Origin of the sequence: Nostoc sp. CMAA1605 (assembly GCF_021596505.1) — a bacterium.
Lineage (GTDB): Bacteria > Cyanobacteriota > Cyanobacteriia > Cyanobacteriales > Nostocaceae > Trichormus.
The window spans coordinates 59,145-82,023 of record NZ_PJIZ01000001.1 but is presented as its reverse complement, the minus strand read 5'-3'; the positions used below and the strand labels follow the sequence as shown (position 1 = coordinate 82,023).

Annotated in this window: 25 protein-coding genes and 1 pseudogene; 11 read left to right on the top strand and 15 right to left on the bottom strand. The window is 40.1% G+C overall.

Features of this window, described 5'->3' with window-relative positions; translation table 11 throughout:
- Window positions 1-196: 196 nt before the first annotated feature.
- The 7 genes from nifT to CV014_RS00345 all read right to left on the bottom strand — a co-directional run bounded on the left by nifT (window position 197) and on the right by CV014_RS00345 (window position 5,132).
- On the bottom strand, window positions 197-400 hold the full coding sequence (gene nifT / locus CV014_RS00375) for a putative nitrogen fixation protein NifT (protein ID WP_236140207.1): 204 nt from the start codon (window positions 398-400) through the stop codon (window positions 197-199).
- On the bottom strand, window positions 375-662 hold the full coding sequence (locus CV014_RS00370; protein ID WP_236140206.1) for a nitrogen fixation protein NifZ: 288 nt from the start codon (window positions 660-662) through the stop codon (window positions 375-377). Before CV014_RS00370 ends, nifT begins: the two co-directional genes overlap by 26 nt.
- Window positions 649-1,782, bottom strand: coding sequence for a homocitrate synthase (gene nifV, locus CV014_RS00365; protein WP_236140205.1), 1,134 nt, complete (start codon window positions 1,780-1,782; stop codon window positions 649-651). Before nifV ends, CV014_RS00370 begins: the two co-directional genes overlap by 14 nt.
- A 652-nt stretch (window positions 1,783-2,434) precedes the next feature.
- Window positions 2,435-2,632, bottom strand: coding sequence for a DUF2949 domain-containing protein (locus CV014_RS00360; protein ID WP_103135357.1), 198 nt, complete (start codon window positions 2,630-2,632; stop codon window positions 2,435-2,437).
- A 117-nt stretch (window positions 2,633-2,749) separates the two neighbouring features.
- Complete coding sequence (locus tag CV014_RS00355) at window positions 2,750-2,989, bottom strand: Asr1405/Asl0597 family protein (protein WP_236140204.1); 240 nt, start codon at window positions 2,987-2,989, stop codon at window positions 2,750-2,752.
- Between the two features lie 75 nt (window positions 2,990-3,064).
- Window positions 3,065-3,865 (bottom strand): serine O-acetyltransferase, encoded by an 801-nt coding sequence (gene cysE / locus CV014_RS00350; RefSeq protein WP_236140203.1) that lies wholly within the window; start codon window positions 3,863-3,865, stop codon window positions 3,065-3,067.
- Window positions 3,866-4,490: 625 nt separating this feature from the next.
- Window positions 4,491-5,132 carry a M23 family metallopeptidase gene (locus tag CV014_RS00345; RefSeq protein WP_236140202.1) on the bottom strand — a complete coding sequence of 214 codons (642 nt, stop codon included), beginning with the start codon at window positions 5,130-5,132 and terminating at the stop codon, window positions 4,491-4,493.
- Window positions 5,133-5,788: 656 nt separating this feature from the next.
- Between CV014_RS00345 and CV014_RS00340 the strand changes: the two genes are divergently transcribed.
- Window positions 5,789-6,172, top strand: a complete 384-nt coding sequence (locus CV014_RS00340; RefSeq protein WP_236140201.1) for a hypothetical protein — start codon at window positions 5,789-5,791, stop codon at window positions 6,170-6,172.
- 73 nt (window positions 6,173-6,245) lie between these two features.
- On the opposite strand, the gene CV014_RS00335 is transcribed toward CV014_RS00340, so the two are convergent.
- Window positions 6,246-7,514 carry a lipid-A-disaccharide synthase gene (locus CV014_RS00335; RefSeq protein WP_236140200.1) on the bottom strand — a complete coding sequence of 423 codons (1,269 nt, stop codon included), beginning with the start codon at window positions 7,512-7,514 and terminating at the stop codon, window positions 6,246-6,248.
- A gap of 66 nt (window positions 7,515-7,580) precedes the next feature.
- Between CV014_RS00335 and CV014_RS00330 the strand changes: the two genes are divergently transcribed.
- The 4 genes from CV014_RS00330 (at window position 7,581) to CV014_RS00315 (ending at window position 9,905) form a co-directional block, all read left to right on the top strand.
- Window positions 7,581-8,423: an Rpn family recombination-promoting nuclease/putative transposase gene (locus CV014_RS00330; RefSeq protein ID WP_236140199.1), complete on the top strand. Its 843-nt coding sequence runs from the start codon at window positions 7,581-7,583 to the stop codon at window positions 8,421-8,423.
- 4 nt (window positions 8,424-8,427) lie between these two features.
- The gene (locus CV014_RS00325; RefSeq protein ID WP_236140198.1) at window positions 8,428-8,640 is read left to right on the top strand and encodes a hypothetical protein; all 213 of its coding nucleotides are present in this window, start codon (window positions 8,428-8,430) and stop codon (window positions 8,638-8,640) included.
- 371 nt (window positions 8,641-9,011) lie between these two features.
- Window positions 9,012-9,218 carry a lecithin retinol acyltransferase family protein gene (locus CV014_RS00320; protein WP_236140197.1) on the top strand — a complete coding sequence of 69 codons (207 nt, stop codon included), beginning with the start codon at window positions 9,012-9,014 and terminating at the stop codon, window positions 9,216-9,218.
- An 18-nt stretch (window positions 9,219-9,236) separates the two neighbouring features.
- Window positions 9,237-9,905, top strand: coding sequence for a lecithin retinol acyltransferase family protein (locus CV014_RS00315; protein ID WP_268964428.1), 669 nt, complete (start codon window positions 9,237-9,239; stop codon window positions 9,903-9,905).
- A gap of 259 nt (window positions 9,906-10,164) precedes the next feature.
- On the opposite strand, the gene CV014_RS00310 is transcribed toward CV014_RS00315, so the two are convergent.
- A complete protein-coding gene (locus CV014_RS00310) occupies window positions 10,165-10,425 on the bottom strand; it encodes a type II toxin-antitoxin system VapC family toxin (protein ID WP_329608310.1) in 261 nt (86 codons plus the stop codon).
- Window positions 10,422-10,667 carry a type II toxin-antitoxin system VapB family antitoxin gene (vapB, locus tag CV014_RS00305; protein WP_236140195.1) on the bottom strand — a complete coding sequence of 82 codons (246 nt, stop codon included), beginning with the start codon at window positions 10,665-10,667 and terminating at the stop codon, window positions 10,422-10,424. Before vapB ends, CV014_RS00310 begins: the two co-directional genes overlap by 4 nt.
- A 456-nt stretch (window positions 10,668-11,123) precedes the next feature.
- Between vapB and CV014_RS00300 the strand changes: the two genes are divergently transcribed.
- The 4 genes and pseudogenes from CV014_RS00300 to CV014_RS30545 form a co-directional block, all read left to right on the top strand.
- The gene (locus tag CV014_RS00300) at window positions 11,124-15,110 is read left to right on the top strand and encodes a magnesium chelatase subunit H (RefSeq protein ID WP_236140194.1); all 3,987 of its coding nucleotides are present in this window, start codon (window positions 11,124-11,126) and stop codon (window positions 15,108-15,110) included.
- 92 nt (window positions 15,111-15,202) lie between these two features.
- Window positions 15,203-15,481: a type II toxin-antitoxin system RelE/ParE family toxin gene (locus CV014_RS00295; protein WP_236140193.1), complete on the top strand. Its 279-nt coding sequence runs from the start codon at window positions 15,203-15,205 to the stop codon at window positions 15,479-15,481.
- Between the two features lie 41 nt (window positions 15,482-15,522).
- Window positions 15,523-15,834: a HigA family addiction module antitoxin gene (locus tag CV014_RS00290; protein WP_236140192.1), complete on the top strand. Its 312-nt coding sequence runs from the start codon at window positions 15,523-15,525 to the stop codon at window positions 15,832-15,834.
- Window positions 15,835-15,836: 2 nt separating this feature from the next.
- A pseudogene (locus CV014_RS30545) lies at window positions 15,837-16,007 on the top strand (cobaltochelatase subunit CobN); the annotation flags it as partial.
- Window positions 16,008-16,117: 110 nt separating this feature from the next.
- Here the strand turns inward: CV014_RS30545 and CV014_RS00285 are convergent.
- A complete protein-coding gene (locus CV014_RS00285) occupies window positions 16,118-16,411 on the bottom strand; it encodes a hypothetical protein (RefSeq protein WP_236140191.1) in 294 nt (97 codons plus the stop codon).
- 62 nt (window positions 16,412-16,473) lie between these two features.
- Between CV014_RS00285 and CV014_RS00280 the strand changes: the two genes are divergently transcribed.
- A protein-coding gene (locus CV014_RS00280) for an IS630 family transposase (protein WP_236140190.1) occupies window positions 16,474-17,552 on the top strand; the annotation gives its coding sequence in 2 pieces (ribosomal slippage) (window positions 16,474-16,942 and window positions 16,942-17,552; 1,080 coding nt in all).
- A 65-nt stretch (window positions 17,553-17,617) separates the two neighbouring features.
- On the opposite strand, the gene CV014_RS00275 is transcribed toward CV014_RS00280, so the two are convergent.
- The gene (locus CV014_RS00275; protein ID WP_236140189.1) at window positions 17,618-17,791 is read right to left on the bottom strand and encodes a hypothetical protein; all 174 of its coding nucleotides are present in this window, start codon (window positions 17,789-17,791) and stop codon (window positions 17,618-17,620) included.
- Window positions 17,745-18,323, bottom strand: a complete 579-nt coding sequence (locus tag CV014_RS00270) for a hypothetical protein (protein ID WP_236140188.1) — start codon at window positions 18,321-18,323, stop codon at window positions 17,745-17,747. The genes CV014_RS00275 and CV014_RS00270 overlap by 47 nt, the downstream gene beginning before the upstream one ends.
- A gap of 381 nt (window positions 18,324-18,704) precedes the next feature.
- On the opposite strand from CV014_RS00270, the gene CV014_RS00265 reads away from it, so the two are divergent.
- Complete coding sequence (locus tag CV014_RS00265) at window positions 18,705-19,328, top strand: FMN-dependent NADH-azoreductase (protein WP_236140187.1); 624 nt, start codon at window positions 18,705-18,707, stop codon at window positions 19,326-19,328.
- Between the two features lie 104 nt (window positions 19,329-19,432).
- On the opposite strand, the gene crtW is transcribed toward CV014_RS00265, so the two are convergent.
- Window positions 19,433-20,164 carry a beta-carotene ketolase CrtW gene (gene crtW, locus CV014_RS00260; RefSeq protein ID WP_339391051.1) on the bottom strand — a complete coding sequence of 244 codons (732 nt, stop codon included), beginning with the start codon at window positions 20,162-20,164 and terminating at the stop codon, window positions 19,433-19,435.
- Window positions 20,165-20,348: 184 nt separating this feature from the next.
- Window positions 20,349-22,598, bottom strand: coding sequence for a carotenoid oxygenase family protein (locus CV014_RS30315; protein WP_329608309.1), 2,250 nt, complete (start codon window positions 22,596-22,598; stop codon window positions 20,349-20,351).
- Window positions 22,599-22,879: the final 281 nt, after the last annotated feature.

Genomic DNA, 22,879 nt, shown 5'->3' with positions numbered 1-22,879 from the left:
GTGTAGGGGTGTAGGGGTGATACCAATTCACTAAAATTCTGATACAGATCCAAACCCAGAAAACCTTGTCAAGTCAGGATTTATCAATTGCGAATTGCGTTAGCGTAGCGGGACGCTAGTCCATTGCGAATTGCGAATTGCGAATTGTGAATTGGTATGAGAGGTTGTACTCCCATGCCCTATGCCCCATGACCATTTACGCCAGTCTTTTAGCTTCTAAGGTTTTAGGTAAATTACTCGCATCTGGTATTTCTGGAAATTCTAATTCCCAACCATTTGCTAAAGTCAGAATCTTGCCTTCAGCACCATCTGTTTGTTTAACAACTATTTCCTCTAAATCTTTTTTGGGAACGTAGACTGTTAAGTTGCCCACATTATCCATCCGTAACATCACTTTCATGGTTTTCCTCAGCAGATTCTAGTTCTTTTTCCCGACAGCCAATAATGATTCCTTTCTCTAAAAAATGCACGGCATAAATATAAGAACGTTGTAAAAAAGTTCCTATACTTGCTACGTAGCCAATTTCTCCTTTTTTTGCTAAAATCTCCCCAAGATCCCGACCTGGAAATGTGCCATCATTCTTAATTTGTTTGCGAAGTCTGACTTTTTCTCCTAAGTCAAACGCCGGTTCTGAGTCCAATTCGTATTCATCGCGCTGCATGAGAATACCTCTGTTCTTTTACCAAGTTCAGCAGTTCTTCTGTAGTTAAACTGCGTTTTTTCTGGACTGACTGTTGGCGAACTGCTTCTAAAACAGCTTGGGTTTCTTCAGCGTTGAGAGTAATCCCATGCTGTTTGAGTAAGCTAGATACCAAATGTCGTCCAGAATGTTTACCTACGACTAAGCGGCGTTCCCAACCGACTTCTTCCGGTGCAAAGGGTTCGTAGGTGTCAGGGTTTTGCATAACACCATGAGCATGAATTCCTGACTCGTGAGCAAAGGTATTTTCACCAACGATCGCTTTCCAAGGTGGTACGCTAGCACCAGAAGCAGCCGCTACCAGTTGGGACAATTCCAACAACCTGGGGGTGTCAATTCCCATATCTACGCCATAGATGCGTTTAATGGCCATGACTACTTCTTCTAAAGCTGCGTTACCAGCTCGCTCACCCATACCGATAACTGTAGTATTTACAGATGCGGCTCCAGCTTTAATTCCTGCTAAAGCGTTGGCTGTAGCCATACCGAAATCATTGTGGGTATGAATTTCTACGGGAATTGATAAAGCCGAAACTAACTGCTTTACTTCCCCATAGGTGCTGAAAGGATCAAGAACTCCCACGGTATCGCAGAAACGAAAACGTGACGCACCCCATTCTTCGGCTGACAATGCAACATCCAAGAGGAAGTTTTCATCAGCTCTGGAGGAATCTTCCCCGCCGACTGCAACCCAAAGACCTTGATCAACTGCAAAGCTAATACAGTCTTTGAGTCTTTGCAGACTTACCCGCCATTGTCCGTGGAATTTCGCGGCGATTTGAATACCGGAAACGGGAATGGCGATATGTACGCGCTTCATTCCACAGGCAATAGAAGCTTTAATATCTGACATGACGGCGCGATTCCACGCCAACAGTTCAGCTCGTAAACCTAAATTAGAAATGGCGGAAATTGCACGCATCTCCTCCTCACCCATTGCAGGTATCCCCACTTCTAATTCGGGTACACCAATACTATCGAGAAATTTAGCGATCGCCACTTTTTCTTCTAGGGTAAATGCTACACCTGCGGCTTGTTCACCGTCTCGTAATGTCGTGTCGTTAATGATAATTTTAGTCATCTCAAACATCCCTCTTAGCAATTTCTCTTAATATACTTTCAAGAATTAAAGGCACAATTTTATACAATTTGTGGTATTGGTAAATGCTAGAAATATCTGGCGAAGATTGAACAGTAAATGCAGTTAACTTTTACCTTTAATAATTCATCTTCATCATTTCTAAATATTACCTAAACAATAACAACATATCTGTATGACAGTAGACAAAAACCATGTATCATTTAATAAAAAATTTGCAAAAAATACATATTCTTTAACTAATTTTTTGCCATATATAAATATTAGCAATTATCCGCTAATGCTTGACATTCTGGGACAATTGCTCAATATTTTTCTCAATTTATTTGCGGTGCTGAAAGTGATTTAAATATTACATTTCAATATGGTTCAGTTGAGCAAGTTTTCCTGTGGAGAAAGGGAAACAGGGAAAAGAGAACAGTAAAATTTCAAAATGCTTATCTGAACTGTATTGACATATAACTATATATGATGCGGATTTTATTTTTGCGTAAAAATATTAATTTTTTTAAGTTAGTATTTTCAGTTATTAAATTAAAAACCAATATAACTTAATGACGAAATTATAAATATATTATTTTTACAATCATCTCTAAGAAAAATTATGATTTTATGACTATTTAATCCAAGTTATTCAAATGTTATTATGTAACCAATCTAGAATTTTCTCCAATTCTTCTAAATTTACTAAACCATATTGCCAAAGTAACATCGGTAAAGGTGCAGGATCAAGTTCACGGTGTTTGAGAGCTATAGCAATATCTTTATGGGAAAGTGCAAGTTCATTATGTAAAAAATCTAGCAGTTCTACATCTTTGTTGTGAGTAGTCACGTTGTTTCACTCCTAATGCAAAATCCAAAATTAAAAATCCCTAATAAAAATGCTTATTTTGTAAGTTTTTTGTCAGACCTTCTTAGCACCCAGCACTCTTAACTCAGCACCCAGCACTTAAAACGATTCATAGTTGCAATCCCAACAACGCTCTAGCCAGTCCAGTAACTCTGGGCGAGAAGCTAGAAATTGCATAACTGTACTGCGAACTAGAACTGCTGTCAAGCAGCTATTAACTTGCACCCGCAATGAGCCATCGGGATGACAGGAACACGGGATCATCAACTCCTGTAACCGATAATAAATCTGCCAGCGATCGCCAAATGGTATCTGCAATATATAATCACCTCGCAACATGATTATTTATCCTTAGTCATAGAAGAGGACAAGGGGAGGAGTGCAGGGTGCAGGGAGAGAATACTATACATAAATCTAGGGGTTAGTATCTTCACTAGCCAAGGAACTGAGAATCTTTCGCCCTGGCTCCCTGCTCCCTGCCCCCTGCCTATATTCTGATTGGCTAGAGAGAGTTTGCAGTTTTTGTTCTAGTTGCTCAATTCGCGTTAATAGCGAACGAATTACATTTGCTTCTACGTCAGGTAACTTGGCGTGATCCAGAGGACATAAATTATTCTTTTCCTTACGAGAAATAATCCGTCCTGGAATCCCTACTACTGTAGAGTCTGGGGGAACATCGCGTAATACAACTGAACCTGCACCAATTCTGACGCGATCGCCAATTTGAATATTACCTAAAACCTTGGCACCAGTCCCCACAACAACATGACTGCCGACAGTCGGATGGCGTTTACCGCTTTCCTTGCCAGTACCGCCTAGAGTCACACCTTGATAAATTAGGGTGTAGTCCCCCACAATCGCCGTTTCACCAATCACAACCCCCATCCCGTGGTCGATGAACACACCTTTACCAATCCTTGCACCTGGGTGAATTTCGATGCCGGTGAGAAACCGCGCCAGATGAGAAATGAAGCGAGGGAAGAACACCACATTCCGCAGGTGTAACCAGTGAGCGAGACGATGTAAACAGATAGCGTGCAAACCAGGATAACAGAACACCACTTCCAGCCAATTACGTGCGGCGGGATCTCGTTCAAAAATTATCCGAAAATCACTCAACAATGGCTCAAACAAATTGCCAGAGAAGAGATCCTGCAACCAGGAAGTTTTGGTTTTATCAGGTGGATTGTCGATACCATCTAAGGACTGTTGCATTGGTACTGCGTGGGTAAAAGAGCCTTGTGCTATTTTTATGCTTATATCAGGCGACCCCCAACAGGACAGTACACCCCATCTTGATTGGATTTATTGGATTAATTACGTTTATACTCAACCCCTCCAACCCGCCACAGACAACAACCAAAAATTTATTTTGGGGTATGGGTACAAGTATTTTAGATATGGGGGACTAGTATTTATCACCCCAGGGTTCAGAATTTTTGTACTCGCTACAAAAAACTTAATATGTAAGACTTTGATACGATTTGAGTGAGATATTTTGAGATATATTAAGCTGTACTCAAATCCCCCGGAATATCAAGTAGACAGGACTACAACTCAAATTTCTGTATACCCAGTTACTATATTCATTTTAGCGATTCGCCATATTTAAAACAGTGCTGAGTGATGAGTGCTGAGTAATGAGTAATGAGTAATGAGTAATGAGTAATGAGTAATGAGTAATGAGTAATAAGTAATGAGTAATAAGTAATAAGTAATGAGTATTTTTTATTACTCAATTACTTCAAAAATAAGGGCAACCTGATTTGAAATTTTCTTTATCTCCCCTGCCCCCTGCCCCCTGCCCCCTGCACCCCTGCACCCCTGCCCCCTTGCCTATTTAGTTGGAAGCGTCCTTACCTCTGGCGATTTGCTGTTGGACGAACATTTCCCTTAACACCATTGCCGGATCAACATAGTTATTGGCGTACTTCATTACCCAGTGGAGATGCGGCCCGGTGGTGCGTCCGGTCATCCCGATTCTACCAATTCTCACCCCTGTGGGGATTGTTTGACCTTCCCAGATTTGGATGCCGCCGGCTCTATCAATCATGTACTGCCGACCGTTAGAGGTTTCTACAGAACCTTCCATATGACAATAGGTGTGTTCCCATTGTCCAGATTTAATCACGATGTGAGTACCACAAGCACCGCGATCGCTCACTTTAATCACTGTGCCACCCCACCAGTTACGAATATAACTACCTTGTGGTGCAGCTATATCTAAACCATTGTGAAATTCCCAATTATTCCCGCCTGTTGCTGAACGACGGTAGCCAAATGCAGAGGTATAGGCTTGAAAGTTTTCTACAGGAAAAGATGCTGCTGACCAACCATTACCTGTGGCTATAGTGTTGGATTTTACCTCTCTTGCTCTGGCAATTTCTTCTTGAGGTAATAGAGTCATGCAGCTAAAAATACTGATACTTAAAATTGACAGTGTTGCTGTTCCCAATATTACTTTTGCCTGCTGCTTACTCATTATTATGTTCCTTCAGCCATTCCTATATTATTGAGATTTATTTTTCGTAAATACTCGGATAAATCTAAATTAAAAATTGCTTTTTTCCTGAAAAACTCATTTTTATTTGAATTATCAGATTTACACTGTGAGTATATACTTACGTAAATTAACTTATTCAGTCAAATAGATTAATATATATGGGTTTGGAGTGTCAAACTTTTGCTGTTGATTTGTTTAATAACTGCTTAATTGCCATCAAAAAACTGTTAATAACCAAAAATTATAGATTTTTTAATCAGAATTTTACGTGTATACGTATAAAAATCAAATTTAATTCCTGAATTATTTGTGTCGGCAGGGAATAGAGAATGGGGAATTGAGATGCTTAGGGAATTTTTGTAGTCAAATCATTTGGACAAGAAAAGTCGTTGTTTTTACGTTTAATTGCTGCTGAAGATTAAAATTAATAAAATATTATACTGAAACATCACGTATATTCACGAATAAATTTAGGTAATCATAGATGATTTTGCAGCAGTCAAGGGAAAGATTACCTATGGGATAGTTGCCAAGTTGCCAAAATCTTGTTAACTTTTATGCTTAAAATTGCTGAATAAGTCGATTGATCATGATATCTAGCATCAATCGAACCATTTGCAGGAAGCACCAAAGCCATGCTGACCGAGATACTACCTTTTAGTTTTGAGATAGATACAGTTGCGATCGCTGGAGCAAGTTTGTGGTCTTTGGCGTTATATTTAGGATTTTCCCCCGTGAGTGAGTGGGTAATAGAACAACTAGGCCGCTGGTTCAATTTTGCCGAGCGATCGCTTTACACTAGTGAAAAAGAATTTGAAAAAACCCGCAAAGCCAGAGAATCACAAAACGCCTTCTACGCCTCACTGTTTAGCATTGTGCCGTTTTTGGTCATTGGGGCTTTATGTAACTGGGGTGTAGAAATTAGTTTAGGACGCAGTTGGGCAATTAGTATGGGCATCCTCGCCTGCATGGGTTCTGGAATTTACGAACTAGGGCGCAGAGATGGACAATCTGATTAGTCAATAGTCATTAGTCATTAGTCATTAGTCATTAGTATGTTACTTCCATACCCAATGCCCAATGCCCAATGCCCTATTCCCAATGCCCAATTTCCTCACTAACAATATGGGCTATTTTTTGGGCTGCACCGCTTTCACCTCTGGCTTGGCGTAGCTTGATTCTCATTGCTTCTAATTTTTCTGGATGATCTATCAAGTTTAGAACCATTTCCCCGATATCATTGGCTTGGAGTTTTCCAACGATTTCGGGTACTATTTCGGCTTTTGCCCAGATGTTTGGCCATGCCAATAAACCTTTGCGTCTGAGAAATAGCCAGTTGATGATTTTGGCAAAAGTAGAACCGAAACCTGGTAAATTTGCCAGCAACCCTGGTAAACCATCCCAAGAACGCATAGCATCAAGTTGTTGTGTGGGTAATAACACTAGCATGGGTACACCCAAAGCCCCTAATTCGGCGGTGTTTGCTCCGACTGTGGTTAAACAAATACAACAACGGGATAGTAAATCATAGGCAGGATTTTCTTGGTGTAACTCTACATTGACTCCTTGACTGGTTTGCAACACAGGGTAGTTACCACTTGGTTCTGAGACAACTAAGGAAGCACCAGAAAATCGAAAAGTTTCGGCAAAAGGGTTTTTTTGGGGATCTGCAAAGCTGGCTAGAGTTTGTAAATCTAAGGTTGGCGCAACGGGAATGACAAATTTCATCTCAGGTCTTTTGCTGTGGATATATTCAGCAATTTTGAGCATTAGGGGTACGCCTTGGGTTAATTTTGCGGCTTTTGACCCAGGTAACAGACCTATGATTGGGTAATGGGGAATGGGTAATGGGGAATGGGTAGTATTGAGTTGTTTTTGGGCTTCTAGCATTATGTCGCCGACGACTGTAAATTTATCGGCGTATTTGGGGGAGGCTTTGGCGGAAACTTGTGGGTTCATGACTGCAAAACGGTCAATGAAGTTATGCCATCTGGCTTCCCATTCGGCGTAAACTACTGTACGATATCCCAGTTTTTTACCGATGATGACAGGGAAAATTTGATCGCCACCTAAAAATATAATGATACCGCGATCGCTCCAATCCCAATTTTCTACAGTTTTACCCCAGAGTAAAAATTGCCAAAAATGCTCTGCTGATTGTACTCGGTCTACTTCAGGATAAGAAAGGGCGATCGCTGCTTCTTTACCGCTAGCATTGGGACAAGGTGATAAAACTACAGAAATCCTCACCTCATCACGGTTATTTCCTAACTTGTCTCGCAAAGCTTTCACTACTGGACGTACCCAAGTCGTTACTTCCCCTGGGCCATTGGAGAGAATAAGAATATCTAGTAAATTCATAAGTTAACAGTAAACATTTATATAAAAAATTACGGACGTAAGAGCGTACTGATAAAATTACAACCTATGTATGATAACGTTTGTAAGTTCCTTGCTGAATCATTTTCTAGTGACTTTGCAACTTGGCTACTGAATGAGCCAATTGCACTAACTCAACTAAGCCCATCGGAATTATCCCTCGAACCCATACGGGCAGACGCACTAATTTTGTTACAGTCCGATGAAATCGTTCTCCATCTTGAATTTCAAACCAGACCAAAAGTCGATATTCCCTTTCGTATGAGTGATTATCGCTTACGCGGGTATCGCAAATTTCCCCAGAAAAAAATGCGTCAGGTGGTAATTTATTTACAACCAAGCGATTCTGAGCTAGTTTATCAAACAGAATTTATTTTAGAAAATAGCTGGCACAGATTTGACGTAATTCGACTGTGGGAACAGCCAACAGAAATATTTTTCAATTACCCAGGTTTGCTACCGTTTGCAACTTTAAGCCAAACCGATAATCAAACGCGAACCTTAGAAGAAGTGGCTCAAGTTATTGAAGCAATTGAGGATACCCTCATCCGCAGTAATCTTGCTGCATCAACAGCCGTGTTATCTGGGCTAGTATTAAATAAGGACGTGATTAAAAGAATTTTGCGGAGTGATATTATGCGCGAATCTGTAATTTATCAAGATATTTTACAAGAAGGTATTAAAGAGGGCTTTGAAAAAGGGGTTGAACAAGGTATTGAACAAGGTATTGAACAGGGGATTGAACAAGGTATTGAACAAAAAGCTCAAGATGTTGCCATCAAACTGATTAATCAAGGTATTAGTCTGGAAATAATTGTCGATGCCACAGGTTTAACTATTGAACAGTTGCAAAAATTACAGGCTCAAACAGAAGGCAATCAACCCCAGTAACTTTATGCTTGAATCGGTTATTGTTCAAGATATTTGGCAAGAATGGTTTCAAGAAGGTTTTAAACAAGGTTTAGAACAAAAAGCCCAGGAAATTGCCAGAAATATGTTAATGAAAGGTTTTGCGATCGCATTAATTGTTGAAGTTACTGATTTAACTATCGAACAAGTTCAAAAACTTCAAGTTCAAATAGGAAATACTGAAATTCAGTCATATTAAATATTTAATTGATCATGTTTTATATTGACTTCTATCTGCCAATCGAAATGCTATTAGGAATGTTGGTTTGGATGGTGCAAGAGGTTTAGTCAAAATCTAAATACTAATTACCTTGATAATGGTGTACCTCGCTTACTGCAAAATTGCTGTAAATATACCAATTTTATCTAACCTAACGTGAACTTCCTAACAAACGGCATTCACTATGTCGACAGACATAATAAACAGGCAGGTTCACGTTATCTTTAGCTTTACTGTCACTGCTTCATCTAAAATTTTTCGTGTTTTTACGACTGACGTGATGCTTCAAACTCAAATATTCTGAGTACAAAGTAATACATTCTTTGTAGCTGAATATAGTGGGGTCACTTATGGCAAAGGGAGATCACATCTACTGCAAGATGATGATGACTGGAGGTATGACGTATCATCATGGAATAGATTATGGGGACGGTGCAGTTATTCATTATGACGGTAAAATTATCTGCCGTGTCAGTAAAAAGAAGTTTGCTAAAGGCGAAAAAATTCAGGTTTTTCAGTACGAAAAATGTGATATAGGACTCATATTTGATTTCTGAAAAAAACTCCGTACACTTTTGTTCCTTCTTACCTGTTCCCTGTTCCCTGTTCCCTGTTCCCTCCCTACGCAAATAATTTCAGGAATCAAAGCGGATTCCTATACTTCGGAAGTTGTAGTGCAAAGAGCAATCAGTAAGTTAGGTGAACATAAATACGATGTTGTTTGGAATAACTGCGAACATTTTGCTTACTACTGTAAGACAGGTAATTATAGAAGTGAACAAGTAAATCAAGCTGTCGCACGTACAGAAGGACTTTTTGGGGTAGTTGCTATTAGTGCCGGAACTAAATTAGTAACTAAAGCCGCGACTGAAGTTGCTAAACAATCATTAAATCCGATATCGAAAGCTTTGGTAAATATAGGAATAAAGCAAGCACCAAGTGTAGCAGGTCGTGTTGCAGGTAGTATTTCTGGTGCTGGTGGTTTAGTGAGTGGAATTGCAACCGATATAGTTGTTAACAAAATGATGGAAGATGACGAACACTTACCACATAAAGAGCGTGAAGCTAGAAAAAACGCTAGACAAGCTGGAAAAGTTGCATCAACTATCGGCGGAATTGCTGGAACGTTTGCTGCTGTTGCAATAGGTGGAACTGCTGCTGTTGGTGCGGCGGTTGCTGCACCTGCTGTTTTAGGTTTAGCAGCTGCAATAACAGTATATCAATTTTCTAAAGGTGATGATTAACAATAACTTTGTAGTCTTAGCTATGGAAGGAAAGTCTAATACATTCAGAATTTTACCTTATCTAAGTTAAACTTCCCCGCTAACTTTTGTTGATAGCTGGCTTTTACAATTCCTTTGAATAAGCCAGTTATCCTACCAAATCCTTTGGATTGGGTATAAATCAAATACTGTATCTACACTTAACAAAGGTATTTTCTCAAATATTGACTGAGCTATCAAAATTCTGTCGAAAGGGTCACGATGATGATTTGGTAGCCCATCAAGAGCATAGATTATGTTCCAACTCTATTGGTAATATGTTGAGATTGTTTACTTGCTTTTGAGTTTCAATTAAATTAGGTAAGGATAATTGTAAATTGAGTTTGCCAAGCTGATATTTAATTTGTAATTCCCAAATACTAGCTATACTAACTAACCAAGAGTTGTTAGTATCCATTAATAGGTTTCTAACATTGTCAGATAGTTTTTTTGGCTCTCCTACTGACCAAATAAGTACGTGAGTGTCTAACAATAATTTCATACTGCACCTTCACCCATCCAAAATTCATCAGGTAAAGGATCATTAAAATCATCACTCATCCAAATTTGACCTTCATGCAATCCCAGTACCCTTTGCTGAGGAGTTTCTTGGGTTTTTTCAGGTTGAGTATATTTTTGCATTAAAAATTCCACAAAATCTAAGACCTGCTGTTGCTGTTCTGGTGCTAGAGTTTGCACCTTGGCAATTAATGCTGAGGTGGTATCTACAACTTGAGCAGTCATCTCACCTTCTCCCTTGGGTACATCTGATTTTATGTTACTGGTTTAGTCAGGCGATCGCTCTTGATTTCGCACTACTATAAAAATATGGGGAAACACTACGCGAATCCTGACCTCTTCATTCTCATTGCCTGAATTTCCCAGATAATACTTGACAAAAATCACTATTTATATATTTGGATATATCACGCCTCAAAAGTACAAATTTGCCAGAATATATCGAAAATTATTAAGTTTTTGTTACATTAAGTGAGCAATTGCTTTTATTATCTATTAATGTTTGTTAACAAAGTTTGCGATTTTTATATCGATTTATGTCAGTTAAGCGACAAAATCCGCATTTGGTAAGGTTTTTCTGATAAAAAACTCTTATTGCCGAACAAAATCGTTAAACTTTGTAGGCAACTTAGCCGCAAAGAAATTCCTGTAGAGAACACGCATCAAAGGAGCCGAGGAAGCATGTTCACCCACGTCAAGTCCACCATTAGACACATTGCGCCTGATAACCTGGGCGGACGTAACTTCATTAAGGTGGTCTATGTCGTGCTTGAGTCCCAGTACCAGAGCGCACTGTCGCAAGCGGTTCGCACGATTAACTCAAACAATCCCAACCTGGCGATTGAAATCAGTGGTTATTTGATTGAGGAACTCAGAGATCCTGAGAACTACGAAGAGTTCAAGCGGGATATTGAGAGTGCCAATATTTTTATTGCCTCATTGATTTTCATCGAAGACTTAGCACAGAAAGTTGTTACAGCAGTAGAACCACACCGCGATCGCTTGGATGTAGCTGTTGTGTTTCCCTCTATGCCAGAGGTCATGCGCCTGAATAAAATGGGCAGTTTCTCCTTGGCACAGTTGGGTCAATCGAAGAGTGCGATCGCACAATTCATGAAGAAACGCAAGGAAAAATCCGGTGCTGGATTCCAAGATGGGATGCTAAAGCTATTGCGAACCCTGCCGCAAGTGCTGAAGTATTTACCAATGGACAAAGCCCAAGATGCTCGCAATTTTATGTTGAGCTTTCAGTATTGGCTGGGAGGTTCACCAGACAACCTGGAAAACTTCTTGCTGATGCTAGCCGATAAATATGTATTTAAATCTGTAGATAAACAAAATTCGGCATCTCTGGCATATCAACCACCAGTAGTTTACCCAGACATGGGTATTTGGCATCCCTTAGCACCCACAATGTTTGAGGATGTCAGAGAGTACCTCAACTGGTACACAGTCCGTAAGGACATATCCAGTGATTTAAAAGATCCTTTAGCTCCCTGTGTTGGGTTAGTATTACAACGCACACACCTAGTTACTGGGGATGATGCTCACTATGTAGCAATGGTGCAGGAATTAGAATCACTGGGTGCAAAAGTATTACCAGTATTTGCTGGTGGTTTGGATTTCTCCAAGCCTGTAGATGCTTACTTCTACGAACCCACAACCAAAACCCCGTTAGTAGATGCGGTAATATCTTTAACAGGTTTTGCGTTGGTAGGTGGGCCAGCTAGACAAGACCATCCCAAGGCAATTGAATCACTTAAACGCCTGAATCGTCCCTACATGGTGGCATTGCCTTTAGTATTCCAAACTACTGAAGAGTGGCTAGATAGCGATTTAGGCTTACATCCGATTCAGGTAGCATTGCAAATTGCGATTCCTGAACTGGATGGGGCAATTGAACCGATTATATTATCGGGTAGAGATGGGGCAACCGGGAAGGCGATCGCACTCCAAGACCGCATCGAAGCCGTAGCCCAACGCGCTTTAAAATGGGCTAACCTCCGCCGCAAGCCCAAACTCAACAAAAAAGTCGCCATCACCGTTTTCAGCTTCCCCCCCGATAAAGGTAACGTCGGTACAGCCGCCTACCTCGATGTATTCGGTTCTATCTACGAAGTCATGCAGGCGTTGAGAAACAACGGCTACGACGTACAGGACTTACCAGAAAACGCGAAAGAGTTGATGGAACAAGTCATCCACGACGCACAAGCACAGTACGCCAGCCCCGAACTCAACATTGCTTACAAAATGTCAGTCCCCGAATACGAAGAACTGACACCATATTCCCAACGCTTAGAAGAAAACTGGGGGCCACCACCAGGACACCTCAACAGCGACGGACAAAACTTATTAATTTACGGTAAGCAATTCGGTAACGTCTTCATTGGTGTACAGCCAACATTCGGTTATGAAGGCGACCCCATGCGGTTGTTGTTCTCCCGTTCCGCCAGCCCTCACCACGGTTTTGCAGCTTACTACACTTACCTAGAAAGAATTTGGGGTGCTGATGCTGTACTGCACTTTGGTACTCACGGTTCATTGGAATTCATGCCCGGTAAGCAAATGGGTATGTCTGGCGAATGCTACCCTGATAACTTAATCGGCACAATTCCCAACCTGTACTACTACGCAGCTAACAACCCCAGCGAAGCGACAATTGCTAAACGCCGCAGTTACGCCGAGACAATTTCTTACCTCACACCACCGGCAGAAAATGCAGGTTTGTATAAAGGTTTGAAAGAACTCAGCGAATTAATTGGTTCTTACCAAACCTTAAAGGATAGCGGTCGCGGTATCCCCATCGTTAACACCATCATGGATAAATGCCGGATGGTGAACCTAGATAAAGACATCGACTTGCCCGAAATTGATGCCAAAGACATGACCCCAGAAGAAAGGGATAATATTGTCGGCAGCGTCTACCGCAAGTTAATGGAAATTGAATCGCGGTTATTACCTTGTGGTTTGCACGTCATTGGTAAACCGCCAAGTGCAGAGGAAGCAATTGCCACTCTAGTTAATATCGCCAGCTTAGACCGTCAAGAAGAAGAAATTCAAAGCTTACCCCGCATCATCGCCAACAGCGTGGGACGCAACATTGACGAGATTTACCAAAACAGCGACAAAGGCGTATTAGAAGATGTCCAACTGTTGCAAGACATCATCCTAGCAACTCGCGCCGCCGTTCGCGCCTTGGTACAAGAACAAACCGACGCAGAAGGACGGGTTTCTTTAGTTTCCAAGTTGAATTTCTTCAACATGGGTAAAAAAGAACCTTGGGTAGAAGCACTGCACAAAGCAGGTTATCCCAAAGTTGATGCTTCCGCATTGAAACCCCTGTTCGAGTATTTAGAGTTCTGCTTGCAACAAGTTTGTGCAGACAACGAACTCGGCGCATTACTCAAAGGCTTAGAAGGCGAATACATTCTTCCCGGCCCCGGTGGCGACCCCATCCGCAACCCCGATGTATTACCCACAGGTAAGAATATCCACGCCCTCGATCCCCAATCTATCCCCACGGCTGCGGCTGTCCAATCAGCTAAGATTGTCGTAGATAGACTTTTGGCAAGAAATAAAGCCGAAAACAACGGTAATTGGCCAGAAACCATCGCCTGTGTTCTCTGGGGAACAGATAACATCAAAACCTACGGCGAATCTTTAGCCCAAATCATGTGGATGGTTGGTGTACGTCCGGTTCCCGATGCTTTGGGACGGGTGAACAAGTTGGAATTAATTCCCTTAGAAGAATTGGGAAGACCCAGAATTGACGTTGTAATTAACTGTTCTGGTGTATTCCGCGACTTGTTCATCAACCAGATGAACCTACTAGACCAAGCCGTGAAAATGGCGGCGGAAGCGGATGAACCTACAGAAATGAACTTTGTCCGCAAACACGCCCTACAACAAGCTGAAGATTTAGGAATTAACCTCAGACAAGCAGCCACCCGCGTATTCTCTAACGCGTCCGGTTCTTACTCGTCAAATATCAACTTAGCAGTAGAAAACAGCACTTGGGAAAGCGAAGCCGAGTTACAAGAAATGTACCTCACCCGTAAATCCTTCGCCTTCAGTGCAGACAACCCTGGGATGATGGAACAATCTCGCCAGATTTTTGAAAGCACCTTAAAAACTGCTGAGGTGACATTCCAAAACCTGGATTCTTCCGAGATTAGTTTAACGGACGTTTCCCACTACTTCGACTCAGACCCCACCAAGGTTGTGTCAAGTCTGCGTGGTGATGGCAAAACACCAGCATCTTACATTGCAGACACCACCACAGCCAACGCCCAAGTCCGCACATTATCCGAAACCGTGCGCTTAGATGCCCGTACCAAACTATTAAATCCCAAGTGGTATGAAGGTATGCTGTCTCACGGTTACGAAGGCGTACGCGAACTCTCCAAGCGGTTGGTAAACACAATGGGTTGGAGTGCAACAGCTGGCGCAGTTGACAACTGGATTTATGAGGATGCGAACGAAACCTTCATCAAAGATGAAGAAATGCAAAAACGTTTGATGAACCTCAACCCCCATTCTTTCCGCAAGATGGTATCCACATTGTTGGAAGTGAATGGTCGCGGTTATTGGGAAACTAGCGAGGAGAATTTAGACCGCCTCCGCGAGTTGTACCAAGAAGTTGAAGACCGCATTGAGGGTATAGAATAGCATTCAATGGCAGGCGTATTGCCTGCCATTATTTTTAAATCTAAGACATCGCTATGAATGATTTAAATTGCTAAGATAAAATCAGCAAATCGATGATTCAAACGTTTAAAAGTAAAGCTTTAGAAAATCTATTCAGAGAAAATTCTAATAAAGGAGTTCCAGCGAACTTAGAAAAGAAAATTAGAATTAGACTGGAAGTTATAGATGCAGCCTTAATCGTGGAAGATATTAGATTACCAGGTTATGACTTGCACGAATTAAAAGGAGATAGGAAAGGCACTTGGGCAGTTAAGGTATCGGGAAACTGGCGTATAACTTTTAGCTTTGAAGATGGTGATGCTTATGATGTAAATCTTGAAGATTATCACTAATCTAGAATGTTAGTAAGATATTAAATAGTCGGACATTGATTATGAATAACTGGCAAGATATTACTCAAGATAGATTAGTAAGACCAATACATCCTGGTGAAGTAATTGCAGATATTTTAGATGATTTAGATATTAATACTACAAAATTTGCAGAAATTTTAGGAGTATCTAATCAAATAGTTAATGAAATTATTAATGGTCAAAGAGCAATTACGGTAGATATAGCAATCCGTCTTGGTAAAGCTTTAGGAAACGGGCCAAGACTTTGGCTCAATCTTCAGCAAAAGGTTGATATTTGGGATGCTTTGCAAAGCCATAAAGAAGAATATGAGCAAGTTATAGCTCTGGTTTAGAAGAAAATGCAGAAATACAGAAATGCTTGATGAACATTAACCCCCATTCTTTCCGCAAGATAGTTTCCACATTGTTGGAAGTGAATGGTCAGGGTTATTGGGAAACTAGCGAGGAGAATTTAGACCGCCTCCACGAGTTGTACCAAGAAGTTGAAGACTGGATTGAGGGTATAAGCTGTTCAGCATTTAAATTGGGCAAACCTAACGTCTGCCCAATTTTCGATCAGCAAGATACCTCCTCTTGCCTGTCTGCACTAATACAGGTTTATAGGCTGATGATATATTAAAAAATTTCAAAAAGTCGTCTTCTGACTGCTAAGATTTTATCGCCATAATTTTTGTCTACTGCCCAAAGTCCGCTTAAATCAGTAACTAAAACAGCAATACCCCTTTTAACCAGATTGAAACGAGGATCAACAATAGGTGATAAAACAGGATCTTCACTAGCGTATGCTTTGAGGTGTTGAATGTGAGCTTTGACTCCTGTTCTTGCGTCAGGGAAAGAAGCTCCTTTGACTCCACCCCCAGTTGTACCAAGACCACAGAAGTTGTTTTGGCTAGCTTCTATAGGAATCATATTTGATTTCTGAAAAAAACTGCGAGATAATACGGTCAGAGAGACCTGTCTAATAAAGAACAATGATAAACCAGCATCTAGAAATGGCGATACCTGCGGCGGACGTAGTGATCGCAGAACTACAAGAATTTATAGATAGTCATCCAGATGCTCGTGAAGTAAGAAAAGCTTTGGCAGTAAAACTAGTTTATCAAGGTTACAAGTATGAAGAAATTCAAACAATTTTAGATGTGTCAGTTGGTTCAATAACAAGCTGGAAGCAAGCTTACCAGGAAAATGGAATTTTGGGTTTGCGCTTAAACTATAAAGGCAGAAAAAGTTATTTGAGTGATGAACAGTTCCTCCAAGTATTAAGTTGGTTGCAAACTAAAGAAATTTGGGAGCTGGGTGAACTGGAATATAAATTAGCATTTGAATATGATGTCATCTACGAATCGAAACGAAGTTACTATGATTTATTTGAAGCAGCAGGAATTAGTTGGAAAAAGACTACAGGCTTGAATCCAAAGGCTGATCAAGAGGTGGTGGCGGCAAAAAAAAACAAATTGAAACATTGCTGGCAAGCAACAGAGAGGAGATAGAAGCACGAAAGCTGAGAGTATTACTAATAGATGAGTGTCATTTATTATGGGGAGACGTAACTGGTTATGTTTGGGGAAGAACTGACCAAGAGATAGCAATTGAAGTCGTTAATGAACGAGATAAGCAGACATATTATGGTGCAGTTGATTATCTCGACGGAAAGCTACTCTTGAAAGCATATAATGCTGGTAATTCAAAGAATACGATTGATTATTTACGTTATTTATTAGACCAGTCTCCCGACCAAAGATTGCTTCTTATTTGGGATGGTGCTTCTTATCATCGTTCACATTTAGTTCAAGACTTTTTAGGCGAGATAAATCAAGGTTTACCGCCAGAAAAATGGAAAATTCATTGCATTCGTTTTGCTCCTAATTGTCCATCGCAAAATCCTATAGAGGATATTTGGTTACAAGCGAAAACCTGGATTCGACGCTTTTGTGCTTTAATTCCAACATTTCGCCATTTAAAGTGGATGTTTGAGTGGTTTCTCCGAAATACTATGTTTGATTTTATGTCCCTTCAGATGTACGGAGTTTTTTCAGAAATCAAATCCTAGTCCTATAAATCATGTTCATATTTTTCTACAGGCGATCGCTCTAGAAATTTTTACGTTACAATCGCTCATCTAGAAAACCAGGCGATCGCTAACCGTGTCATCATAGAATCAGCGATCGCCTTTGGGAATGTGGAGTGCGATCGCCTGTACAATTGTATCCCTCTACCCCCTGCCCCTTGTCCTCTTGATTGACTACCACTCTTCTGACCAATAAATAATTTCTGAAGATGTGTTGTCAATAGCTACACCGTAACTATTACCGTGATTCCACTTAAATCCCGGTGTACCTTTATCTTGGGCATTTAAGACTAGTATTTCATAGGTGGAGGGAAATGAATCACCGCCAGAGTCACTGGTGTAGAAAAAAGTTGTGGGTACACCATTGGGAAAGATTGTATGGTCGTTACTGTTACCACCGCGATATTGATGTTTAGCTAGTTTTCTGTAATGTTGCTGTAATTTTTGAATTTCTGCTGGTGATTGTTTGAGTCTAGCTTGAAAGAAGATACTAGCTTGAGACACACCAGGAGAATAGGCAATACGTAAATTCTTGGTGTCTTTCGGTATTTCTGCGGGGAAATGCTTAATTGCGTCTTGATTTTGCCAAAGTTGCTGGCGAATTTCTTGATAACGCGATACGTCAGTGATGACTTGACTTTGGCTACTGCTACTAAACGCCCTTCTGAGAAAGAAACTACCACCGACAACACCGACACTGCCGAGAGAAAAGAAAACTATCATCGTCAATTTAACAAGATGCGATCGCTTCATGGCGTTGGGTAGCTTCTAAGGTCTATAGCTATATACCCAACTAATAAAGTGAATTCGTAATTTTTCGGAGATGGAGCTCCAAATTTTGATGAAATCTTTGCGTAAACAGGGAAATTACGAAGTTAGTATAAAAATTTCATAAAGTAATTTTTTCCGTCTAGTTGAAAACCGCAAACCCTAGCAATTCACAACGCGCTAATGTCCCTAACACGATGAAAAAATTAACAGCATAGCGTTGATTTGGCCTTCCCCAGTCCCCGTTAATATTGCGACATTAACTTGTAAACTGTTATCCTGAATAACCAGCAAGACCAATTGGTGGTATTGCGAAGCTAATGTGCGAAAAACCACATCTAATTCCTAAATTTAGAGTAATTTGTTATGGCGAATATCCTCCACATTGATACTAGTCCCCGTGGCGAACGTTCTATTTCACGCACACTATCCCATGAATTTGTTGCCGCTTGGAAAAATGCTCATCCTGGTGATACCATCACCTACCGAGATTTAGGGCGTAATCCTGTCCCCCATGTTGATGAATCTTGGATTGCGGCTGCTTTTACACCCCAAGATGCACGTACTCCAGAGTTAAATCAAGCTATCCAGCTATCTGATAGCCTCATTGATGAAATTCTCACGGCCGATCGCTGTGTTTTTGGCGTACCGATGTATAACTTAAATATTCCCTCTACTCTCAAAGCCTACATTGATCAAATCGTCCGCGTTGGTCGTACTTTTGCCGTAGACGAAAATGGTTATCAAGGTTTAATTCCTAGTAGCAAAAAGGTCTTAGTTATTACCTCTCGTGGTGGTGCATTTTCCCCAGGAACACCCTTTGCACCCTATGATTATCAAGAACCCTATCTCCGCGCCATTTTAGGTTTCATCGGTTTAACAGATGTGACTTTTATCCACGCTGAGAATTTGAGCATGGGGGATGATGCACGTCAACAATCCTTGATAGCAGCTAAAGATGCGATCGCGCAAGCTGTCGTTAACTGGTAGTCTTTATAGTTGACTTACGCTTATGGATGTTCAAAACCCTTATAACCCTACAAAATTACACCCATTCTCAATAAATCATCTTTTTGCGTAAGTCCTAACTTTATCTAGTTCCCTTTGTAAACATCCGGTAATCTCCACCAAGGAACATTCGGATGTTCATGATGTTCTTTGTGATAGCCAAAATGGTAACAAGCTATAAATGACCAAAAAGTAGGTAATGGGATACTTCTTGTCTGATGTACACTGGTATATCCTTCCTCAAGCCTTCTGTGGGGTAGAAATGTGCCGAAATAAAATAATTGTATTGAACTAAAAATAGATGGTATTACCCAAAATACAATTAAATTAGCATCAGATATATGAAAAACATATCTAGGAACAATATATGCACATATCAATCCCAGATGTTGTTGCCAACTCCAGTAAGATTTTACAAAGTTAAAATACCAAGCAAAAAAGTTTTGATATTGATTTTCATAAAAATCAGGATCATCTTCGGTGCTAGAATAGCGGTGATGTAAGCCATGTTTTCTTAATAGCTCTTGATAAGAAAATAGAGCGTAAAATAGCACGCATATTCTACCTATCCAATTGTTGACTTTGGGATTTTGAGGAAAAACTACACCGTGCATGGCATCATGGGCAGTAATAAATAATCCTGTATATAAAAATGTCTGCCAAACTACGGCTAAAGCGATGAATATAATTTGAGTTTTAGCAATATCTAAAGACAATAATATAATTAGGCTTGTTGACCACAATCCTAAAATAAGGCAAGCAATAAAAATTCCGTTACTAGTATTTGTTATTCTGCTATTTATATCAAAGTTTGTCATTCTTGTTAGTGGAGATATTCTATTAAACTTAATGTCAAGATTCAGGTCTAATACTGAGTACAGAAAACAATGGGAGACTCATAGCAATTTAGTAAATAAAATCTGTTTATCGAATTCACCTGCTTTCTCCCTCTTTTACAGGTGTAGAAAGCAGGTGATGAGATGGAACATCCTCTAAGTTACATCAAATTTTCTGACTTGCCATTTGTTCCTCAGAAACCCAGCCACAGTGGAAACCATAGGGTACACGCTGAGGGAGCATAACCCGTGCTACAGGCTCGGAGGTGATATTTTGTGCATTGAGAATTAGCAATTCTGACTTGTTGGTAATCGTATCGTGAATATAGGTAATCACCCAACCATCATCTTCAACAGTCGCTCCAGGACGAGGCGCAAATACACACTCACCGCCAAAACGCCCTCTGCCAAAGAAATAGCTTTCAGCTGTCTCTTTTTCTAAATCATATTTTCTCACACAATCAAACAGGGGTCTACCAGCATAAATTGCAGCTTGTCCGGCATAAATATAACGCATTTTGCGCCCTATGAAATTATCATTGATGCGGGGAAATTCCGTAATTTGATCATCAAGTAATTTTTCGGTGACAGCTCCTGTTGTGAGGTTAATCCGCCAACGACACATTTTTGCTATCTCACAATCAGAACTCTGTCCCATTTCTGTAGAATCACTAGGGATTAACAGATTAGTGGAAGGCATCCGCAGACCTAACAGAACTATATCGTCCCCTTCTTCGTAAGCATTTGCGGTATGATAAACCATACAAGTTGGGATCTCAAACCAGCGTATAGATTTGTTGTTACCATGACGTGGAATAATACCGATACGACTTTTTTTGTTCCTATCAAAATGTAGAGGAATTTCGCCTTTCATCACTTTTCCGATTTGGAAGAGGAAGGGTAAATCTAGGAATACTGAGTAATTTTCAGTGATGGCAAAGTCGTGCATCATGATGGGATTTGGTAAATCTATCGCCTCAATGCGATTAATTTCACCTTCTGCTGTGACTACACCGTAGTAGAGGTAAGGCGGAGTTATGTAAGAACAGCCGAAAAATATCATTTCTCCCGTGACGGGATCTACTTTAGGATGCGCTGTAAAAGAACAGGTGAGTTTATCTTTGAAAGTGTAAGTACCAACGGTTTCTAAATCTGGAACTCGAATCTGATGGGGTAATCCTGCTTCAAACAAGGTTAATAGTTTCCCAGCGTGCCAAATTACAGATGTATTGGCAGAATTTTTCATCATAATTCCATAGGGAGAGTCAAACCTGGGGATATTCAGTAAACCTGGCCAGATTGCTTTCCCTTCTTTTTTTTCAATTTTCAGCGTCTCAGTCTGAACATAGCGATTACGATAACTAGCTTGACCATTTTTGATATTTACCCCATGTAACATCCCATCGCCATCAAACCAGTGATACAGCCCCACGGGGAAAAATTGAGGATTAGGCGAAATACGTAAAAATAGACCTGATAATTCTTGGGGAATTTGACCAATTACTGGTAAATTATCGGCGGTAATTTCCTCGTGGACTGGAGCAAAGTTATCTTGTAAAAATGACCTAGATAAAGTAGTTTGTAATCCTCTCATTTCTGGAGGTTCAATTGTGTCAACTAACTTATTGATGACGTTGAAAGGTATTTCTGCTAAAAAGCCTTTTTTCTGTATTGATTGGCTAGTTTTAAGTTGTGGTTTAGCCACCTTCGCCATAAATTGAGAGTCGAGAAAAGCACCTGCTAGGCGTTGCTTGAGAGCGACTTGACGAGCTGCTTTTTTGGGTATGCTTGCTAAAAATTCTGTTTCAATACCTTCGACTATAGAATCAAGAGCGACTAGTGTTTCTAGTGATTGACAGAGTTCATCATAATCTTCATCACTAGGATTAGTCCCTAAATATGCTTGTAAATAGGTGTAAGCTTCTTGAGGCTCGACTGGTTTTCCAGCTAATAAAGTTTGGATTTCTGGATCATCTGCCAGTCTTTTTTGATGTGCTACTTGCTGTAGATATAGTTTTTCTCCTGGTTCGAGAACTCCATCTAACCAAGCAACACCAAAAAGAACTTTTAACAGTTGTTGATCATCTTTGCTTTGGTTAACCAAAGCTGATTTAGGAATCCCTACTTCAAAGTATTCATGTCGCTTGGCTCCATGACGAATATTCTTTTCTCCGTTATATAAAGTATTGATGCGATCGCCTGTCTTGATCACAAGATATACATCTGGTTCACCTTCAAATAATTCTTTGAAGTCTTTTTCGGTATAATTGATTTCAAATTTGCCTTGGCTATCTGTTATTGTTTCCCCTAAACTATCATTCTTCAGTAAGTCCTTATCGAAAGCTTGAATAATTAGATGAGGTATTCCTAAACCAGTTTCCGCCTCATAAACTTTGCCTGTAACTTTATATGACATTGATTATTTCCTTGCTAAATTTATGAAATACTACTTTACAAAACGCTAGAAAAATATTAGCTAATAAAATTTAGGCTAATATTTTTACAAAAACGATTTTGAGAAAACTTTCAGTGATTTAGTGTATATCAATAATTTAATATGGGTGCAAGAACAGTTAAGGCAGTTAAGACAGTTAAGACAGTTAATTATTTTTTTATTAAATATTTAAATAAAATTGAAGTGACTGATAATGGATTGATATATAAATTTATTCCATGTTACTGCTTCACGGTGAAATC

Excerpts from the sequence above, each read along its gene's own strand:
- CV014_RS00310 (WP_329608310.1), bottom strand. The coding sequence starts at position 10,425 with ATGAAATTATTGTTAGACACTCACGTACTTATTTGGTCAGTAGGAGAG.
- CV014_RS00285 (WP_236140191.1), bottom strand. The coding sequence starts at position 16,411 with ATGATTCCTATAGAAGCTAGCCAAAACAACTTCTGTGGTCTTGGTACA.
- CV014_RS30315 (WP_329608309.1), bottom strand. The coding sequence starts at position 22,598 with ATGTCATATAAAGTTACAGGCAAAGTTTATGAGGCGGAAACTGGTTTA.
- CV014_RS00330 (WP_236140199.1), top strand. The coding sequence starts at position 7,581 with ATGTATGATAACGTTTGTAAGTTCCTTGCTGAATCATTTTCTAGTGAC.
- cysE (WP_236140203.1), bottom strand. The coding sequence starts at position 3,865 with ATGCAACAGTCCTTAGATGGTATCGACAATCCACCTGATAAAACCAAA.
- nifT (WP_236140207.1), bottom strand. The coding sequence starts at position 400 with ATGAAAGTGATGTTACGGATGGATAATGTGGGCAACTTAACAGTCTAC.
- CV014_RS00300 (WP_236140194.1), top strand. The coding sequence starts at position 11,124 with ATGTTCACCCACGTCAAGTCCACCATTAGACACATTGCGCCTGATAAC.
- CV014_RS00355 (WP_236140204.1), bottom strand. The coding sequence starts at position 2,989 with ATGTTGCGAGGTGATTATATATTGCAGATACCATTTGGCGATCGCTGG.
- CV014_RS00345 (WP_236140202.1), bottom strand. The coding sequence starts at position 5,132 with ATGAGTAAGCAGCAGGCAAAAGTAATATTGGGAACAGCAACACTGTCA.
- CV014_RS00370 (WP_236140206.1), bottom strand. The coding sequence starts at position 662 with ATGCAGCGCGATGAATACGAATTGGACTCAGAACCGGCGTTTGACTTA.
- CV014_RS00265 (WP_236140187.1), top strand. The coding sequence starts at position 18,705 with ATGGCGAATATCCTCCACATTGATACTAGTCCCCGTGGCGAACGTTCT.
- CV014_RS00295 (WP_236140193.1), top strand. The coding sequence starts at position 15,203 with ATGATTCAAACGTTTAAAAGTAAAGCTTTAGAAAATCTATTCAGAGAA.
- CV014_RS00340 (WP_236140201.1), top strand. The coding sequence starts at position 5,789 with ATGCTGACCGAGATACTACCTTTTAGTTTTGAGATAGATACAGTTGCG.
- nifV (WP_236140205.1), bottom strand. The coding sequence starts at position 1,782 with ATGACTAAAATTATCATTAACGACACGACATTACGAGACGGTGAACAA.
- CV014_RS00320 (WP_236140197.1), top strand. The coding sequence starts at position 9,012 with ATGGCAAAGGGAGATCACATCTACTGCAAGATGATGATGACTGGAGGT.
- crtW (WP_339391051.1), bottom strand. The coding sequence starts at position 20,164 with ATGACAAACTTTGATATAAATAGCAGAATAACAAATACTAGTAACGGA.
- CV014_RS00290 (WP_236140192.1), top strand. The coding sequence starts at position 15,523 with ATGAATAACTGGCAAGATATTACTCAAGATAGATTAGTAAGACCAATA.
- CV014_RS00270 (WP_236140188.1), bottom strand. The coding sequence starts at position 18,323 with ATGAAGCGATCGCATCTTGTTAAATTGACGATGATAGTTTTCTTTTCT.
- vapB (WP_236140195.1), bottom strand. The coding sequence starts at position 10,667 with ATGACTGCTCAAGTTGTAGATACCACCTCAGCATTAATTGCCAAGGTG.
- CV014_RS00325 (WP_236140198.1), top strand. The coding sequence starts at position 8,428 with ATGCTTGAATCGGTTATTGTTCAAGATATTTGGCAAGAATGGTTTCAA.
- CV014_RS00335 (WP_236140200.1), bottom strand. The coding sequence starts at position 7,514 with ATGAATTTACTAGATATTCTTATTCTCTCCAATGGCCCAGGGGAAGTA.